This window comes from Sphingobacterium multivorum (assembly GCF_900457465.1).
GTDB classification, from domain to species: Bacteria; Bacteroidota; Bacteroidia; order Sphingobacteriales; family Sphingobacteriaceae; genus Sphingobacterium; species Sphingobacterium multivorum.
In genome coordinates, this window is record NZ_UAUU01000002.1 from 811092 (window position 1) to 829697 (window position 18606).

General features: G+C 40.3%; 12 protein-coding genes. 10 read left to right on the forward strand and 2 right to left on the reverse strand.

The genetic code is table 11. The annotated features are described in order from the left end of the window. The first annotated feature begins 378 nt into the window (after positions 1–378). On the forward strand, positions 379–1470 hold the full coding sequence (locus DTA23_RS03580) for a DKNYY domain-containing protein (protein ID WP_112373848.1): 1092 nt from the start codon (positions 379–381) through the stop codon (positions 1468–1470). A 29-nt stretch (positions 1471–1499) separates the two neighbouring features. On the opposite strand, the gene DTA23_RS30850 is transcribed toward DTA23_RS03580, so the two are convergent. Further along, positions 1500–1640 (reverse strand): hypothetical protein, encoded by a 141-nt coding sequence (locus DTA23_RS30850; RefSeq protein ID WP_376746074.1) that lies wholly within the window; start codon positions 1638–1640, stop codon positions 1500–1502. 397 nt (positions 1641–2037) lie between these two features. On the opposite strand from DTA23_RS30850, the gene DTA23_RS03590 reads away from it, so the two are divergent. The 9 genes from DTA23_RS03590 to DTA23_RS03630 all read left to right on the forward strand — a co-directional run bounded on the left by DTA23_RS03590 (position 2038) and on the right by DTA23_RS03630 (position 16663). Further along, positions 2038–3501: a hypothetical protein gene (locus tag DTA23_RS03590; RefSeq protein WP_112373849.1), complete on the forward strand. Its 1464-nt coding sequence runs from the start codon at positions 2038–2040 to the stop codon at positions 3499–3501. A gap of 127 nt (positions 3502–3628) precedes the next feature. Then, on the forward strand, positions 3629–4156 hold the full coding sequence (locus tag DTA23_RS03595) for an RNA polymerase sigma-70 factor (RefSeq protein WP_112373850.1): 528 nt from the start codon (positions 3629–3631) through the stop codon (positions 4154–4156). Between the two features lie 96 nt (positions 4157–4252). Then, on the forward strand, positions 4253–5200 hold the full coding sequence (locus DTA23_RS03600; RefSeq protein ID WP_112373851.1) for a FecR family protein: 948 nt from the start codon (positions 4253–4255) through the stop codon (positions 5198–5200). 67 nt (positions 5201–5267) lie between these two features. Next, positions 5268–8612 carry a SusC/RagA family TonB-linked outer membrane protein gene (locus DTA23_RS03605; protein WP_239468798.1) on the forward strand — a complete coding sequence of 1115 codons (3345 nt, stop codon included), beginning with the start codon at positions 5268–5270 and terminating at the stop codon, positions 8610–8612. A 51-nt stretch (positions 8613–8663) separates the two neighbouring features. Then, the gene (locus tag DTA23_RS03610; RefSeq protein ID WP_075994630.1) at positions 8664–10184 is read left to right on the forward strand and encodes a RagB/SusD family nutrient uptake outer membrane protein; all 1521 of its coding nucleotides are present in this window, start codon (positions 8664–8666) and stop codon (positions 10182–10184) included. Further along, positions 10178–12031: an alkaline phosphatase gene (locus DTA23_RS03615; protein ID WP_112373852.1), complete on the forward strand. Its 1854-nt coding sequence runs from the start codon at positions 10178–10180 to the stop codon at positions 12029–12031. Before DTA23_RS03610 ends, DTA23_RS03615 begins: the two co-directional genes overlap by 7 nt. Positions 12032–12196: 165 nt before the next feature. Further along, the gene (locus tag DTA23_RS03620; protein ID WP_239468797.1) at positions 12197–13990 is read left to right on the forward strand and encodes an alpha-L-fucosidase; all 1794 of its coding nucleotides are present in this window, start codon (positions 12197–12199) and stop codon (positions 13988–13990) included. 211 nt (positions 13991–14201) lie between these two features. Beyond that, positions 14202–16097 (forward strand): sensor histidine kinase, encoded by a 1896-nt coding sequence (locus DTA23_RS03625; protein WP_112373853.1) that lies wholly within the window; start codon positions 14202–14204, stop codon positions 16095–16097. Positions 16098–16255: 158 nt separating this feature from the next. Then, positions 16256–16663 carry a response regulator gene (locus DTA23_RS03630; protein WP_070563379.1) on the forward strand — a complete coding sequence of 136 codons (408 nt, stop codon included), beginning with the start codon at positions 16256–16258 and terminating at the stop codon, positions 16661–16663. Positions 16664–16766: 103 nt separating this feature from the next. On the opposite strand, the gene DTA23_RS03635 is transcribed toward DTA23_RS03630, so the two are convergent. Further along, a complete protein-coding gene (locus DTA23_RS03635; RefSeq protein WP_070563376.1) occupies positions 16767–18542 on the reverse strand; it encodes an aminopeptidase P family protein in 1776 nt (591 codons plus the stop codon). Between the last annotated feature and the right edge of the window lie 64 nt (positions 18543–18606).

The following is an 18606-nucleotide window of genomic DNA, read 5'->3' on the forward strand; positions in this document are numbered from 1 at the left end:
CTTGGCTTTTTAGGAAATACCAGCACCACAATTAAAAATGTATCGAAACTTTCACTTCATGAAAAAGTAATGAGCTACCGCTGGTAATTTGGTAACTAAACACTTTGTAATTCAATTACAAGAAAAACAATAACAATACAATTATATAGTTAATATATACAAATATATAAATTAACAATTTAAAAACAAAATATTTTTTTAGATTTCACTTGTGTATGTTTAAAAATAGCCAATAAGTAAATCCAATAGAGCTTTAAATACACGAATTATAGTTCGCGAGAAGCGAATTGTAAACAATCGACAGATTACTTATATATTTCCGTTATCTTTAGCGGAATAGATCTTTAATAATTGCTATAGAACATAGCATTTACAGTTATGAACAGTAGCTTAAAAATGGGAATCCTAAGTGCTTTGATAAGTCTACTCCTTTCCTGCAAGGAGCAGGTCAGTCCTTTATCTGAAGACTACTATAAAAAGAGCGGCGCGATTTATTTTATACCGGGCGGCAATGGTTTTGAAAGAGGGTCGAGAAAGACCGTTGCCGATGTAGCTAGTTTTTCAGTGATTAAAGAGGTCTATGCCCGCGATAAGGATCGCGTCTATTTTATGGGTTGTCCCCAAGAGCTGGTGGATGTAAAGACCTTTCAACTGAAAAACAGGATTCCTGTCGATCAACAACACGTATTCAAGTTTGAAGGTTTTGCGTCGGCTACTTCCGATTGCAACCAAAACCAGCTTACCATTATTGATGGAGCCGATCCGGCAACTTATACGACGTTATATGATCAACTGCCGGCACTAGCTAAAGATAAAGCACATTACTTTTATAAGTATCAACCCCTTCACGTCGACTATGCGACTTTCAGCGTTATCAACAGCAACTTTGTAAAAGATAAAAATCAGCTTTATGTTGTTACGGACAAAGGTATTCTTTCGCTGCACTACAAAACTGCTCGCGTTGAGGCGCTCAATGCAGCATATATCCTACTGGATGGTAAAAAGTTACTTTATTATGAACCTCATCAACATATCGGCCTGTTGGAAATCAATATTCCTTCGTCAAATAAAATCAAATTCCTTAATGAGAAAACAGTAATCATTGATCAATTGATAGTTATTTCGGGAAAGAAATTTGGATACCCTGCGGTCGATCCGGGCAGCTTTGAATTATTAGAAGGATCAAACGGAAACGCCACTTGGTCACGCGACAAAAATCATGTCTATTATAAGCAACAGATATTTTCAGAAGCAGATCCAAAGACTTTTGAGGTCCTCAAGTTTGCCGTCGCCAAGGATGCCAAACATATTTTCATTGGCAATAAAATATTCAACGGACCAGATGTAAAAAGTTTCAAAAAGGTTGATAAATCTCGGGTGAACCATGATTTCGAAGATGACCTTGGCAACAGATACTGGTATCAAACCAATAAAGGGGAGGTTATTTTGGTTCCGGTTACAAAGAAGTAATAGAAGCACCGAGGACTTTACGCCCGGCGTTAAGAAAGTATGAGTTCGTACCGTACAGATCTCCCATGTCCCAACTGTTCAACTATCCCCAGTTCCTGCAACCTTTGCAGATCCCTAGTCGCAGTAGCTTTTGAGGTCCGTGTAATAGAAATATATTTTTTTGCAGTCATCCCGCCAATAAAACCTTCAATTCCATGCTCAAATTAGGCCACTCTTTATATTGCCAGTTATACATATTGAGCCGATTTAAAAATCTAATCGGCTCAAATATAAGTAAAATTTGAGCCGATTAACCAAATTAATCGGCTCAAAGGAAAAAGCATATTCATTATTGGCCTCTCTTGACGATAATTTACAAATCCAGCAAGGGAAAAATTCCCTTCCTTTTGAATCTTCAAGATAATCACTGAAATCGGCTATTTTTCTAACGATTGTTTCCCCTACTTTAGCTTCCAAACCCAATGGTTTAGTAAGCGTATAGTTTAAATACCGGTAATCAACAAGCTGGTAACCGCAGCAATACACGGGCTACTTACAAACAACCAGATTCAATTTATAGAAAAAAGGATGATCAAATCATTATTGCTAAGTATAACAACTATGCTATGTATCACAGCATGTGCACAGGAATCCGCCATAATCACAAAAAATGACCGGGTTAAATGGATTCCCTATCAAACCAAAAACAAGCAGTTTGTCTATGTCGACAGCGCATTCCAGAAGAAGCTATCCCAAGAGTTCCATTGGGCTCAGCCTTTCACGTCCACAGGATATGCACTGGTAGCCAATGAAAAGGATCAAACGGGGATCATTAACAGCGAAGGTGAATTTATCGAACATTATTCCGACACAGATTTACAGCTCTTAGACATCAAGCAGCTGACTCTTCTGATGAAACGCCAGGAATACGAAAAGAAATTGTCCTTCTGGAAATGGGACTGGAATATCCTAAGCAGTTATATCAAGAAAACAGCTACTTATGTCAAGCTTGAAATACGGGTATTGGAAAGTAATCAGATTCTGCTGAAAAAAGATATTCCTTACGATGAGAACGAATATAACCTTGCAACTTACCCCTTAAACGACAAGCATCTGATCCTCAATGGGAACCTGTATCTGCTAAAAGATCAAAAACTTAAGAAAATAGAAGAACACATTGAAATGCCCTTGGAAAACGGACGTTATATTCCAGCATCAGCAAACAGTTTTACCATCCTTGATATCCGAAGCAAAAAACCGGTTTTATCCGCTTTGACAAGCATAGACAAAATAGACCTTCTTTGGAAAAATGAGGCCATACAACTCGATTCTATCAATCAGGAGCGCTACAGCCCAGCAATCCCCAAACTACTAAAGGACAATAATACAGGCAGCATATATGCCTTTCCACAATACGACAAAGCTTTTCCAAAACAAATTAGACAAGCCAATGCGACACAGATTGCCTTTCTAAAAGAAATATCCTTAGTTTATTCGGTGACTAATTCGCCCTATTTTATTCTAGGCAGATTTAACTACGATCATGCCATCTGGGCTTATGATTGGTTATTTATGGATAAAGATGGCAACTTATTGGACACCATCAAAGCCCCGAACTTCTATATCCTGGATCAGGTGGGTAATTTGGTCTGGCCAGACAAACACATGTTACTCACCTCGAATGCCCTGGAAAAGAATTGGAAAACCGGAAAAATAAAATACATCGATTCATCAGAAGATCTTTATTTAATTGATGTAAAACGAGGTGATCTAGAACCTACAAAAGGCCTATGGAATTCAAGTGCAAAGACTTGGGATATAAACCCCGATTTCGAACATATTGAAACCTTAGATGGTAAACGACAAATCTTTGCATTACAGGAGCATAAAGATGGTCGCTATACTTTATACAACAACAAGACAAAACAACGAATCGGCAACAAAAGCTACATGACCATCAATCCCAACGGGTGGGTACAACATAAAAATGAGTGCAATCGGGACGACGGCTATTTTATTGACATTGCTACGGGCAAGGAATATAAAGAATAAAAATATACCGCTCAATCTCAGCAAAAATTACCAAGATTAATTTATAACAGACAAAATATACTCTTTAAGATTTATTAACTTTAAAGGAATACTGAGTTATTAGCTTTGTCCAATTAAAACTGATCTTGTGAGCGAATTATTGATAGCATCATTAAAGCAAGGTGACCACTTTGCCATGGAACAGATTTTTAATCTGTATTGGGAAGCCATATTTGATGCAGCTTTTAAGAAAATAGGCGACGAAAATGTGGCTCAGGACATTACCCAGGAAATCTTCATTTCGCTGTGGGAAAACCGTGAACAGGTCATCATATCTGGTGGCCTTGCAGCCTATCTACATGGGGCTGTAAAATTCAAAGTAATCAACCATTTTCGGAATACGACAGTTAAAGATGGACACAAAGCCGAACTAGCGACTTTAATGAACCAACAATATGCGGATTCAGCGGACGACCTGCTGATCCTAAAAGATGCGCAGCAAAAAGTTGAAGAAGCGTTGATGCAGCTTCCCGAACGTATGCGACTGGTCGTCACCATGAGCCGCAAGCAAGAAAAATCAATCAAGGAAATTGCGAGCGAGCTGAATGTCTCCGTACAAACTGTCAAGAATCAAATTACCTCGGCCATGAAACTGCTCAAAAAAAGCCTCTCTTAGGCAGTTCCTCCATTTTTTTGAGTGTTAACAATAAATTAATATACTCCTAATATTTTCGACTAGTACCAATTCCCATTTGAAGTGACATGTATTCAAATGATGGAAGAAAAAGCAAAGCAGCTACTGCAAAAATATTTAAATGGAGAGGCCAGCGCCGCCGAGATTAAACAAGTCGAAGATTGGTACGCCCAACTGGATAACGCATCAAAAAAAATTCCGCAGGAACGCAAGGCAGCACTGCGCGAACAATTATTGGCCAATATCCAGTCCGGTATTTCAGAAAAGGAAAATAAACGACCTTCCCTGCTGTATTCACCTGTATTCAAAATAGCGGCCGCTATTTTAATGATTGCTTCTATAGGACTTCTTTATTGGAAAGTAAATAATCAACCTATCGCACCATCTTCGCAGGTCGTCACGACAACCCTTGCAGGTGAACATAAAAAGATTGTATTGGCAGATGGTTCGGAAATTATCATGGAACCATCTTCAAAAATCAGCTATCCAAGTAAATTCAGGGGAAATATCCGTGAAATAGCACTTACTGAAGGGGAAGCTTTCTTTGATATTGCCCACGACGAGCAACACCCATTTCAGGTACAGCTTGCATCCAAGCTAGCGGTTAAAGTATTGGGTACCTCCTTTCGGATAAAAGCCTATCAGGCTTCCGACCAAGTCGAAGTCACTGTTGCTACCGGTAAGGTTGCGGTACAGCAACAAGATAAAATCTTGGGTATATTAACCAAAAACCAGAGTTTACGTTACAGCAAAGAAACCGCACAATCTTCGCGTAGCGTAGTAGAAAAAAATACCGCTGTCGCCATAGCGTTTGATGGAACAAACCTCCAAGAGGTCGCAAAAAAACTGGAATATATCTACAACATTGAAATTATCTTAAAGGATACATCGCTTAGGTCTCTAAAAACAACAGCCACATTCAATAGCACACAAAATCCAGCAGAAATACTGGATATTATCTGCAGCCTACATCACCTTAAGTACAGTACGATTGAAAAGGATAAAGTATTTAAAATCCACAAATAATGTCTAAAAATTTACCTAAAACATCTTAGTCACCATGCGTAATTCATTACCTAATTATTACAAAAAAATGAAAACACCTGCATTCAAGAGAGAATTCTCTTTTTACCGGATCATGAAGTATCCCTGCATCGCATTTTCGATTACTTCAGTATTCTGCAGTTCATTGATGGCCTCCCCAAGCATGGCCCAACGTTTGGACAAAAGCAGCGTAAACATCAAAATAAGCAAGGGCGAAAAACTCGATGTGATTCTCCACAAAATCGAGAGTCTTTCGGGCCTTCATTTTGTGTACAATCCCGATCTATTGCAAGAACGGAACACAGTCTTAAGCGGCAGCTTTAAAACTGAACCCGTTCGCGCGCTCTTGAATAAGCTTGGAATCAATGCAGTGGAAAAAGAGGACTATGTGATCCTGAACACGCAAGCAAACATCAAGGCAGACCGAATCGTTACCGGTTTTGTAAGAGATACAACAGGGGCTGCAATTGCGGGTGTTTCTGTAAAAGTAGTGGGTACGCAGGTTGGGACCACAACAGATATAAAAGGTGCATTCCGTATCGAAGCAGGACCGCAAGCCGTACTTTCCTTTTCGATGGTCGGATTCCATTCCAAGGAAGTCGCAGTTGGCGAAAATGAAGTTATTAATGTAACGCTAAGCGAAGAGCGTTCGACCTTATCAGAAGTTGTTGTAGTGGGATATGGAACCCAGAAAAAAGAAACATTAACAGGTGCTGTCAGCTTGGTATCACTTGACAAATTATCGTCTAGATCTGTCAACAGTGTTGGCGAAGTATTGGCCGGTAAATCACCAGGTGTTATTGTTACGAATGAAGGTGGTGACCCAACTGCAACGCCACGTATCAATATCAGAGGCGCCGGTGGTATCAATGGCGAAAGTGTACTCTACGTTATTGACGGTTCAATTTTCCTAGGCACCCCACAGCTCAATCCAAACGATATCGAATCCATTTCGGTCCTTAAAGACGCATCGGCAGCGATCTATGGAGCGAGAGCTTCCGGTGGTGTGGTATTGATCACCACTAAAAAAGGAAAAAAAGGACAGATGCAAATTAGCGTTGATGCCAAGTTAGGTCAACAAAGTGCATGGCGAAAATTACAGCCTTTAAATGCCGAACAACGTGCACAAGTAGCTGCAACAGCCGCTAAAAATGGTGGAACAACTATCCTACCTGCTTTTGATTCGACCAAATACCCAGAAGGTTTAGTCACCAAAACAAACTGGATGGATGAAGTTTTTAGAAACGCGACACTACAGGATTACAATGCTGCAATTAATGGTGGTAGCGAAAAGTCTAACTTTTACCTGAGTTTTAATTACCGCAACGCCGAGGGTATTGTATTGAATACCAAAACCAAGCGCTATAATTTCCGTATAAATTCAGAACATCAACTTACCCCTTGGTTGAAAGTTGGTGAAAACTTATCCTATAGCAGTACCAATGGGAATGGTGCCAATACCAGCAGTGACTATACAGGAGCCCTACTTTCCGCCATTTATTATCCAACCAATGGGACCCCTTACAATGCAGATGGAAGTTTTGCTGGTCTACCGGGTCCATTCCCTGGCGATTACGGTGATATCATTAACCCCGTTGCCGAACTGATGCGCATCGACATCAACAATCCGGTCAATGTCCTTGTTGTCAATCCTTATGCTAGCATCCAATTGGCAAAAGGCTTAACATTCAGATCTAATTTAAGTATTACTAAATCGAATGCTCGATTTAAAAGCTTTACACCAAGACGTCCTGAAATAGGTAAACCGGTTCTGAGCAATAGTCTAGTTGAACGAGCTGATGATGCAAATGATATCCTTGCAGAACAAGTTTTAAATTACAAAACTTCTTTCGACAAGCATCAACTTGACCTAACTGGTGGTTATACCTTTCAAAAAACAAAGAACACCTATCTATATACTTCCGGAGCAGGTTTTGACGATGAGTCCAAACAATACCGTTATTTAACAAATGCGAATACCATTCAACCTTCGGAAAGTGGCTATGCTTCAACAGCAATATCATCGCTATTCTTAAGAGCAAACTACAGTTATAACGACAAGTATTTACTATCGTTAATTGGTAGACGCGATGGTTCATCCATGTTGACAAAAGAAAATAGATTTAAAAACTACGCTTCTGCTTCTGCAGGATGGGTAATCAGTAAAGAAGAGTTTTTAAAATCAGCAACCTGGTTAGATCAATTAAAATTACGCGGTAGCTATGGTATTTTAGGAAATCTCGGTAGTTTGTCAGCTGCAGCTGTCAACCCGCTACTAGCATCGACACAAAGTTATTTCGGCCAAACACCGACCTTACAAAAAGGATACGTACAAACGATTTTGGCCAACAAGAACCTCACTTGGGCAGAAAGTAAGCAGACCAATATAGGTGTAGATTTGGGAATTTTCAACCATTTTAACTTAGTCGCCGATTACTTTATTAAGGAAACAAATAAAATGATCCTGACCAGATCACTGCCAGGTACAGCAGGTTTAAATAGTCAAACGATCAACGCGGGTTTAGTCAAAGACAGAGGAATTGAGCTGGGATTAACGTACAATAGTTCAAAAAATTCCGACTTTACTTATTCCATCAACGCAACCTTAACCAAATTAAATAACAAGGTTGAAGAATTAGCACCGGGCTTGAACACCATTGCCGTAGGTACTAATTTCAGAAATGAATTGGCTCCGCTCTCTATTACCGTCGGTCAACCGCTCTACAGCTACTATGTGCTCAAAACAGATGGTATCTTCCAGAGTCAGGCCGAAGCTGATAATTACAAAAACGCCAATGGACAAAAAATTCAGCCGAATGCAAAAGCGGGCGATTTCAAATTTGTAGACATCGATGGCAATGGTTCAATCGGACCTGAAGATCGTTATTTTGCGGGCAGTGCATACCCGGATTTCTCCTATGGATTGAGCTTTAATGCGAATTATAAGGATTTTGATTTCAATATTTTTGCTCAGGGCGTTCAAGGCAACAAGCTTTTCAACGCTATCAAAAGAACAACGTATAGTGCGAGTGGACCTTCTTACAATAAGTTAACGGGCATTTTGGACGCCTGGTCTCCAGAAAATCCAAACGGTAAAGTGCCGATCATCTCCACTTCAGATGCAAATGGCAATTTCAATGCGTCCGATTTTTACATCGAAAATGGTTCCTACCTCCGCATTCGTAACGTTACATTAGGCTATACCTTACCAAAATCAATTGCAAACAAATTTAAGATGGGCAACGTACGCGTTTATGCAACGGCCAACAACCTATTTACCATTACGAAATATACAGGTTTTGACCCAGAAATTGGAATGGATAACAATGGTCTCGACGTGGGACGTTACCCACAAGCCCGAAGCTTTATTGTTGGTTTAAATGTCAATTTTTAATCTAAAAAAAGCCGATGATTTATACTCATCAGCCATAAAAAAAATAAAACGATGAAAACGAATATAAAATACCTTGCAATAGCAGCAGTAGCACTTTTTGCATCGTGCAATAAACAGTTAGATATAACACCAGAGGGTTCTCCCTCCGCACAGAATTTCTGGAAAACGGAACAAGATGCGATCAAAGCAGAAGCCGGGATGTACGAAAAGTACAATGAAGAGGATTATTACGGTCGCGGGATGTTTTGGTTTATTAATGCCAGTGACGACATGGTGACAGGACGTAACAAGCCCGAAGCCGACAATATTAAAAACTTCAACCGCAATTACATCGGTGGTGGTTATACAGAATCTCAATGGAGCATGCGTTATGCGATTATAAAGAGGGCCAACGATATTATTATCAATGTTCCCAATATAAGCATGGATGAAGCGCGAAAAAAACAGATCATTGGCGATGCCTATTTCAATGCAGGTCTGGTTTATTTTCAATTAGCGGCAAACTATGGTAACGACAAGGCGGGTGTGCCTATTGTTACGCCTGAAACAGATGCTTCTGTTCCTGTAGCTAGAGCCAACAACGTTAACGAAAACTACGATTATATCATTTCACTACTATTAAAAGCGGCCGACAACCTTCCTTATTTTTCTGAGATGAAGGATACCGATTATGGTAAAGCGCACAAAACAGCTGCATGGGCCTATTTATCAAAAGTATATCTGTACAAAAAAGATTATACCAATGCTGCGAAGTACGCGGATATGGTGATCAGTTCGGGCAAACATGATTTATTGACCAATTTTGTGGATGTGTTTAAGGCGGCTAACAACTGGTCCAAAGAATATATTTGGTCGGTGGTCTGTACGCCAAATGGTGGTGGTACTGGCTGGGGCAGCAAACTTCCAGGTGTTATGCTTACCAATAAAGCTTGGGGAATCTACAACGGCTGGGGCTACTATCTACCGACAAAAGAACTTTACGATTCTTTTGAAACAGGTGACTTGCGTCGTGAAGCAACAATCTTGAAACCAGGGGATAAATTCCAGTTTTTTGGCGAAGAACGTACATTTACAAAAGACGGTGGTGCGACTTCGAACTACCAGTTCAAAAAGTATATGGAACCATTTTCATACGCCAACCCTATTCCAACACACGTTAATCCAAATGGCGACAACGGAACAACAGACCTCAATGTACCATTGATGCGTTATGCCGAAGTATTATTGATTAAAGCTGAGGCCGCCATTAATTTAAATGGGGCTGGAGCCGGTGATACTGAATTAAATAAAATTAGGAAGAGAGCTGGTTTAATAGCAAAAAGCGGAATGACTCTTGTAGACCTAAAACGCGAGCGCCGCAATGAGCTTGCTGGTGAATGGGCAGACCGTCACCGTGATTTGGTCAGATGGGGCGATGCGCAAGCTACCTATGCCAAACCTTTACACGATTTCGATGGTGCTGTAATTTGGCCGGCTAGAAATTTCAATCCGCAAGTACATGATGTTTGGGCAGTTCCACAACGCGAGATCGACAACAGTTCCGGCGTCATTAAACAAAATGCAGGATGGTAAAAAACAATAAATTAATGTGGCTGCTATTTGCCGGCCTAAGCATTCAGTCAGTTTCTGCACAACAGAAACTGACTGCCAATGCAGGTCACAGCCACAATGATTACAAACAGCAAATCCCGCTGTTGGAGGCTTACTATGCTGGAATGGGCTCTATCGAAGCGGACGTCTTCTATCGCAATGGAGAGCTTTACGTCGCCCATGAAAGCAGCGAAATCAAACCAGGGAAGACGTTAAAAAAACTTTACATCGACCCTTTAATTGCTTTCTTTAAGGAGAACGGCAATAAACCTTATGCCAAACCTGAGCAGACCTTGCAGCTCGTGATTGATATCAAAGAAAATTACGAACAGGTATTGTCTAAATTGTTGGCCGATTTGAAGGGCAACGAATCTATATTCGACCAGCAGAAAAATCCTTCCGCCATTAAAATTGTCGTCAGCGGTGAAATCCCGCCGCCGGAAAAGTTCGACAATTATCCATCGATGATTTATTTTGATGGCCGGCCGGAAAAAGATTATACGCCGGCACAGCTCAAACATATTGGGATGATCAGTCAGGATATTAAGCAGTATTCTGTCTGGAATGGCAAAGGGACACCTACTCCACCCGACCTTGAAAAGATGAAATCTGTGATAGACAAAGCGCATAAATTGGGGAAAACCTTTCGTTTCTGGGCAACCAAAGACAGTCCCAATAGTTGGAAAGAACTTGGTCACATGGGGGTAGACTGGATCAATACAGACCATCCTACTGCGCTTAAGAATTTCTATTTAAACAACGCTAAAGTCGAATACGAAAATCCAAAGGCCTACGTTCCCTATCAGCCAACCTATAAAAATGATGGTGCAACGAGCAAGGTTAAGAACGTTATTTTACTTATTGGTGATGGAATGGGCTTGGCTCAAATACAAGCGGGTTTAAGTGCCAATTTTGGTCAGTCCAATATCATCAATATGAAACATATTGGTCTTTCACGCACCGAAGCATCCAATTCGGATTTTACCGACTCCGCTGCGGGCGGGACAGCTTTGGCTACTGGACATAAAACCAATAACCGTTACATTGGCGTGGATGCAGACGGTAAATTGTTGAGCGCTATTCCTGATACACTTGCTCAACACGGGATCAAAAGCGGTATAATCAGTGCGGGAGATATTACAGATGCCACTCCGGCTGCATTTTACGCACATCAGATCGATCGGACCATGTCACAGGAAATTGCGGCAGATTTCAAAAATAGCCATGTGGATATCTTAGTTGGATCCCGTCGCGAAAGCTTCCTCAACAACAAGGATAACACGCTGATGAAGCAACTGACCGAAAAAGGGTATCAGCTTCAGCAAAATTTAGGTGATTTTGAAAAAGCGACATCAGGCAAACAGCTCGTACTCCTGGCGGATTCTGCGACACGAAGAATACTCGATGGACGGGGAGAAATGCTAAAAACTTCCCTCTCAAAAACGATTGAGCTTTTGTCTAAAAATAAAAATGGCTTCTTTATCATGGCCGAGGGTGCACAAATTGACTATGGAGCCCATGCCAACGATCTTCCCTATGTTGTTACCGAACAACATGACTTTGATCGGCTTGTCGGGGAAGCCCTAAAATTTGCGGACCAAGATGGTGAAACACTCGTCATTGTCACTGCAGATCACGAAACTGGCGGACTTTCCCTGTTGGATGCCAATTATAAAAAGGGAACTGTTAGGGGCAATTTCAGTAGCGATGACCATACCAATATTATGGTACCTGTCTTTGCTTATGGACCAGGTGCGCAAAATTTTATTGGCATCTACAACAATACAGCAGTTTTTAAAAAGATTATCCAGGCCTTTAACTTGAAATAATCGCGTTAAAGCTTCATACTAAACAAAGACCCTTCGTTTAAATACGAGGGGTTTTCACTTTTTTACAGACGACATTTTATCCTTCACAGCCACTTCAAAACCCAATTTAAGGATCGATATTCGATTTTTTGCCTATCTTGTAAGTCAAAAAACAGAACAACCTTTATGATACCATCAATCAAGCGACTACTGATTCTGTCATTATTGCTATTCAGTATTTCGGCCAAAATATTTGCACAAACTTCTGAAAAAGCCTCATGGTTTAAAGATGCCCGCTTTGGCATGTTCATTCATTGGGGGCTGTACAGTGCAGCTGAAGGCATGTGGAAGGGCGAACCTTTGCGTTATATGAATAACTATGCCGAGTGGTTAAGATATCGCAACCGCGTCTCCAAAGAAGAATACGGTACCTTGGCAAAACGTTTCGACTGGAGTAAAATAGATCCTGAGCAATGGGTTCTTCTAGCAAAAGAGGCTGGGATGAAATATATCATCATCACCGCCAAACATCATGATGGTGTTGCCCTTTGGGACACAAAAGTTGGTCATTATAGCCTCCCAAAATTGAGTGGTTCCAATCGGGATGTCATCAAAGATATCGCAGAGGCTTGTAGAAAGCACGGCATGAAATTAGGTTTTTACTATTCCCATTGGATTGACTGGGAACATCCATACGGCTGGAATCATCAACAGGAGCTGTCGGGACATGTTACCGATGCCCAATACAATCAATATTGGCAGGAGAAAGTTATCCCTCAACTTCGCGAACTGATGACCAACTATGGCGACATTGCCTTGATATGGTTCGACATGTGGATCCCTTATCAAAAGTCGATCATAAAAAAAGAACAATTACTGCAAGTTGTCAAACTGATCCGTGAACTACAGCCTAATTGCTTGATTAATTCACGTCTAGGTCTTCCTACGGATGCGGAGAACGTGGATTTTGAGACATTAGGAGATAACCAATTTGGCAGCAATTACATTAACCATCCATGGGAAACCCCTGGGACGATTGCCCATTCATGGGGTTACAACGGTCAGGAGAATGAATGGAAATCAACCAGTCAAATTTTCCAATCGTTGATCTCCAATGTAAGTCTCAACGGGGGCTTCACCTTAAATATCGGGCCACGTGCCAATGGAACAGTTCCCTACGAAAGTGTCAGTCGTCTGCACGAAGTCGGAGATTGGCTAAACAGTTATGGAGAGGGCATCTATGGCAGCACCGGCCTTGATCTAAAAAACAACCATTTCGATTGGGGTTACCTCACGACCAAAAAAGAAGGGCAAAAAACAGTCGTATATGCGCACGTCTTTAATTGGCCCTTAGATCATACACTTCGGATTACAGGAATCAAATCGACCCCAGAACAGGTTTCCCTGATGAACGGAAGTGTATCTACGGCGCTAAAATTTGATCAAAGTCTCAGTCTAATCCATATCCAATTACCTGACGCGCAACCTGATCATTATGTTTCAGAAGTTAAATTGACTTTTAACAGCCCGCTAGAATTGGACAAAAATACAATCCCGGAATCAACCTTTGGTGGCTTTTCGTTGAAATCAACCAATAGCCTCAACCAAGGACTCAAAATTGTACGCTATAACGGCAAAAATCCAACGCATGCGATCCTGACGGGTGATACGAAGATCGATTGGGAGGTAACCATCCCTGAAGCAGGCGTCTACTCACTCGATTTTTCAGCACATAATCCCAATAAACAAAACAGTGTTTTTGAAGTCAGTACTGCCAATCAGCGGTTGCAAGGAAGTTTTGCTCCTACAAACAAAATGGTGGTCGAGCCCAATGAAAACAACTACACAGAAGAATTTGTCGAAAACCGCATCGGCAAATTTAAATTCGATAAGCCCGGAAAATATATCGTAACCTTTAAAAGTAAAGAACTACAGCCACTTTGGTTTAACTGGATTTGGCTCGAAAAAATGAAGAATTAAACATACGTTCCTCGGTACAGAACATGTAAAACACCAGCAGGCAGATTACTATGCCTACATAACAATCTGCTTGCTAGCAATTTATACAAAAAGTTACATATTTTAATATTTATTTATTATTTTGGGGTAAAAGTTACCAATTTTGCAAATAGGGGCTGATAGGCCACTTATGCTTATAAATGAGAAAATTAACCCTAAACATTGTTAGATAATGCATCTGCAACGGGACTCTTTATCTGTGCTTTCTGACCAAACTGTAAATACAAGGTTGGAGGGATTAATCACGACCACCGATGATGGCACTATTCTACTGTTTAACAAACGCGCACAAGAGCTTTTAGACCTCGAAAGTACGGCAACCACCAACAAACTACATGATTTAATTACATTTTACTCAGCAGATGATCTTTCGGTATTGTCGCCTACAGAAACGCCATTTTTTACAGCTCTTTCCAAAAACCAAGACCAAAATGAAATTATCCTAGGAAGAAAAAAGGATCAAGAGTTTAAATGGTATCAATTCGATGTTCATGTTATGATAGAAGACAATAAAAAAGGTCTTTTAATTTCATTTATGGATGTATCGAAATTGGTCAATAAAAACCGCGTCCTGGAAGATAAACAACACCAACTTCAATTGCTTGTTGCCTCATTGAATGATCTCGTATTTGAAGTAACCGATGCTGGTGTATTTAAAAACTACTGGACCAACAATCCAGATCTCTTGTTCTACAGTCCCGAAGAATTTCTAAACAAGAGTCTCACAGAACTCTTTCCGCCGGATCTTGCTGTACCCACTGTCCAATTGATACAAAATTCATTAAAATTGGACCGCGAACTTAAGATGGATTTTCAATCCAATTTAAACGAGCACAAGGACAAATGGTATCGTTTACAGATTAAACCTATACATAGGGCTCAGAACCGGGTAGCCCTGGTTATTTCCGACATTACAAAACAAGTCGAGTCCAATGAAAAAAGTAAATTCAATGAACACAAGTTTAATCAAGCATTTTATTTATCAGGTCTGGGAATTTCATTGACGAGTCTCGAAGGCTACTCCATAGAATCCAATAATATGTTAACCAAAATTCTTGGTTATTCTCATGAAGAAATGTCGAAAACCAAGTTTACTGATAGGACGCACCCCGATGATATAAACAAAGATGTTGAACTTAGAGAAAAACTTGTCAGGGGTGAAATCGACGCATTTACGCTTCAAAAACGCTATATACATAAATTAGGCCATTTTGTATGGTGTTCTGTAACGGTTGCGGCAGTTTTTGATAATACCAATACCGCACAATTTCTCATCGTCCAGGTTCAGGATATTTCCGAATCAAAAAAGAATATCGAAATCCTAAAAAGGCAAAAAATTGAATCGGATTTAGTCAAAATAGATCTTGAAACCAAAATACGGCAACTGGAAGAATTTGCGAACATACTTGCTCATGATCTAAAAGGCCCACTCAGCAATATACAGATGCTTATTGCTGAAATTAAGTTAACACATGATGAAAAAATAAAGGCTGATTTTGTGAACCTGCTGCATACGAGCAGTGACGATCTGACTGAAACGTTACATAATTTGGACAGAATACTTGATATTAAATCAAACAATTCACTGATTTATGAACAATGTAATTTTTTAGATATATTCAAAAAAGTGCAGCAGCAATTTATGGAAGAAATACAGCAAAAAAATGCAACTATTTCCATCGAATTCAATGTAAAAGACATCTATTATCCTAAGATTTATCTGGAAAGTATTTTCAGCAACCTCATCAGTAATGCGCTCCGATTTACAGCGACAGACCGAGCCCCTAAGATCGAAATACATACACATCAGGAACAAGAAGGAACATTATTAACGGTTAGAGACAACGGGCTGGGCATTAACCTGCCAAAATACAAATCGGAGCTGTTTATGTTCAAAAAGGTTTTTCACCGTGGATTTGAGAGTAAAGGTGTCGGATTGTTTCTCATTAGATATCAGATCGAATCATTGGGTGGAAAAATCGATGTACAAAGTAAAATCGATTCGGGTAGCACCTTTTATGTCAAATTTTTAGAAAAAGCATATACAGATCCGCTGATACAGCTATAATAAAAAAATCAGCGTTCAATCCTGAAGCAGAAAATAACTGCTACGATCCTGGACAGCGTGATCTCATATATAAAAGAGTGAAAGAAAAACTGCGCTGTCAATCAAAACCAAGATGAGGGTTATTGACACGATGAAAACAATTATTAATCAAAAAGACCATGACTCCTGAAACCAAAAGAACGATCATTCTCGTTGATGATAATGCCATTTTACGGACTATTTTCGCCCATATGCTACAGGGATTTACCGAATATGAAATTGACTTTCATTCTTTCAAAAATGCACTGGATGCATTGGATTATTTGGAGAACAATGACATCAGCCAGTCGTTGATGCCAGCAATACTCTTTGTGGATATCAATATGCCATTTATGACTGGTTGGGAGTTAATGGATGTACTTGAAAACCGGACCGATTTCATCAAGCAAACCAAGATTTTTATCGTCAGTTCCTCCACGAGCAAAAACGATCAGGAGCAACTGGCAAATTACCCTTTTATAAGCGGTTTCATTCTGAAACCTTTTGGAAAAGAATCCATTTATGAGATTTTGAAAAAAACCGATTAAAAAAACGGTCCCCCAACTTTTCTGCCTAAGTATTGGGGGACCGTTTATGTTGACAACTTCGTGTTGTGCGCAGTGGATAACCACTGTTGTTATTCTTTTTGGATTAAATCGCCTGACACTTGTCTGCCAACCAATTCTTTTCCTCAGCAGTAAGATGAGTCGATAATTGATCAAACACCCACTGATTATAGTTATTCAACCAAGCAATGTGTTTTTTATCCAATAGGGATTTTTCGATTAAATCGGTTGCGATATAACATATTGTTAGTGTCTCAAAATCCAGAAAGTCTCCAAATTCAGAAGAACCTGCCTTACGGGTCAACACAAGATTTTCAATGCGGATACCATGTTTGCCGACGCGATACAATCCAGGCTCTATTGAAGTGATCATACCTGGTTCAACAGCAACATCTATTGCTGCTGCATTGAACACTTGTGGACCTTCGTGTACATTCAAGAAGAAACCGACACCATGTCCCGTACCATGCCCATAATTGCGTAATGTTTCCCACAATGGACGACGCGTAATTGCATCGATCTGATAGCCGCGCGTTCCAGTAGGGAAGATAGCCTGAGAGCCTTCTATTGTTCCCTTGAGCACAAGGGTATAATCCTCTTTTTCCTCCTGCGTAAGACCTCCAAGCGTTACCACTCTGGTAATATCCGTTGTACCAGTAGTATATTGTCCTCCAGAATCGACCAATAGTAAACCTTTAGGTTGTAATATATAGTTCGATTTTTCATTGGCTGAATAATGCGGTAGGGCACCGTGATCCAAGTATCCCGCAATTGTCGTGAATGAGACGTCGACAAAACCCTCTTGACTTTCGCGAAATCCACGTAATTTCTCCGCAATTGATAATTCAGAAAGCTCACCAGAGGAGACATTCTCTTCCAACCATTTGAAGAAACGCGTCAACGCTATACCATCTTTTACAAACGTATGGCGGTTATTTTCAACTTCAACCTTGTTCTTAATCGCTTTCAAACTTGTTGAAGGGTTTATTTTCTCAACAATCTTAACCTGTTTAGGTATGCTATCGTAAACAGCAAAACAGGTACGTTTAGGATCAATTAAAATTGAAGTAACATCCAATGTAGGAATCGTTTTAAAAATATCTTCATAAGCCGAAACACCCACTCCATAGCCTTTAAGTTCTTCAGTCGCCTGAGTTGTCAGCTTCGAAGGTTCGATATAAAGCGTTGCATTTTCTGGGGTAATCAATACAAATCCCAAAACAACAGGGTTACATGGTACATCTTGACCACGGATGTTTAATAACCAGGCCAAGTCATCCAAAGATGAGATCAGATGAGCTTCCGTTCTATTCTTTTTCATCTCCGCACGAACAGCTTCAATTTTAGAAACCGTTGACTGTCCCGTAATATTTTCGTCCAGAAGGTAGGCCTGTGCCTTAGGCAGCGCTGGTCGTCCTTCCCATAATGACGATAACAGGTCAACATGACCATCTACTTTGATCTCCAAAGGCTCCAAAGTATGCTGAACAGATTGAGCCACTAATAAAGAAGCGAGATTGCCGTCAAACGCAACTTTAGCACCAGCGCCCAACTGTTCGCCCAACCAATCTGCATACTCCGCTGCACCTTGCACTTTCAATTTCACCAATTCAAAGCCTGTTCCCGCCAATTGCTCTGCTGCTTGGACAAAATAACGAGAATCGGTCCAAAGGCCCGCAAAATCCTGCGTGATTGCCAAAGTACCTGCTGATCCGGTAAAACCCGATGCCCAGGCGATGCATTTATAACGTTCCGGTAGATATTCACTAATATGAGGATCTGATGATGGGATGATATATCCATCGATTCCCTGAGCCTTCATCGCCTCACGAATGGCAGCTAATTTTTCGATATGCTTCATGTCGTTTATACAATTTTACGCAAGTTAGGATTTTTTAGGGGCGAATGCCTAACTTTAAGCCAAA

Coding starts and splice junctions, on each gene's coding strand:
- DTA23_RS03620 (WP_239468797.1), top strand. CDS start 12,197: ATGATACCATCAATCAAGCGACTACTGATTCTGTCATTATTGCTATTC.
- DTA23_RS03615 (WP_112373852.1), top strand. CDS start 10,178: ATGGTAAAAAACAATAAATTAATGTGGCTGCTATTTGCCGGCCTAAGC.
- DTA23_RS03580 (WP_112373848.1), top strand. CDS start 379: ATGAACAGTAGCTTAAAAATGGGAATCCTAAGTGCTTTGATAAGTCTA.
- DTA23_RS03600 (WP_112373851.1), top strand. CDS start 4,253: ATGATGGAAGAAAAAGCAAAGCAGCTACTGCAAAAATATTTAAATGGA.
- DTA23_RS03635 (WP_070563376.1), bottom strand. CDS start 18,542: ATGAAGCATATCGAAAAATTAGCTGCCATTCGTGAGGCGATGAAGGCT.
- DTA23_RS03625 (WP_112373853.1), top strand. CDS start 14,202: ATGCATCTGCAACGGGACTCTTTATCTGTGCTTTCTGACCAAACTGTA.
- DTA23_RS03610 (WP_075994630.1), top strand. CDS start 8,664: ATGAAAACGAATATAAAATACCTTGCAATAGCAGCAGTAGCACTTTTT.
- DTA23_RS03605 (WP_239468798.1), top strand. CDS start 5,268: ATGAAAACACCTGCATTCAAGAGAGAATTCTCTTTTTACCGGATCATG.
- DTA23_RS03630 (WP_070563379.1), top strand. CDS start 16,256: ATGACTCCTGAAACCAAAAGAACGATCATTCTCGTTGATGATAATGCC.
- DTA23_RS03590 (WP_112373849.1), top strand. CDS start 2,038: ATGATCAAATCATTATTGCTAAGTATAACAACTATGCTATGTATCACA.
- DTA23_RS30850 (WP_376746074.1), bottom strand. CDS start 1,640: ATGACTGCAAAAAAATATATTTCTATTACACGGACCTCAAAAGCTACT.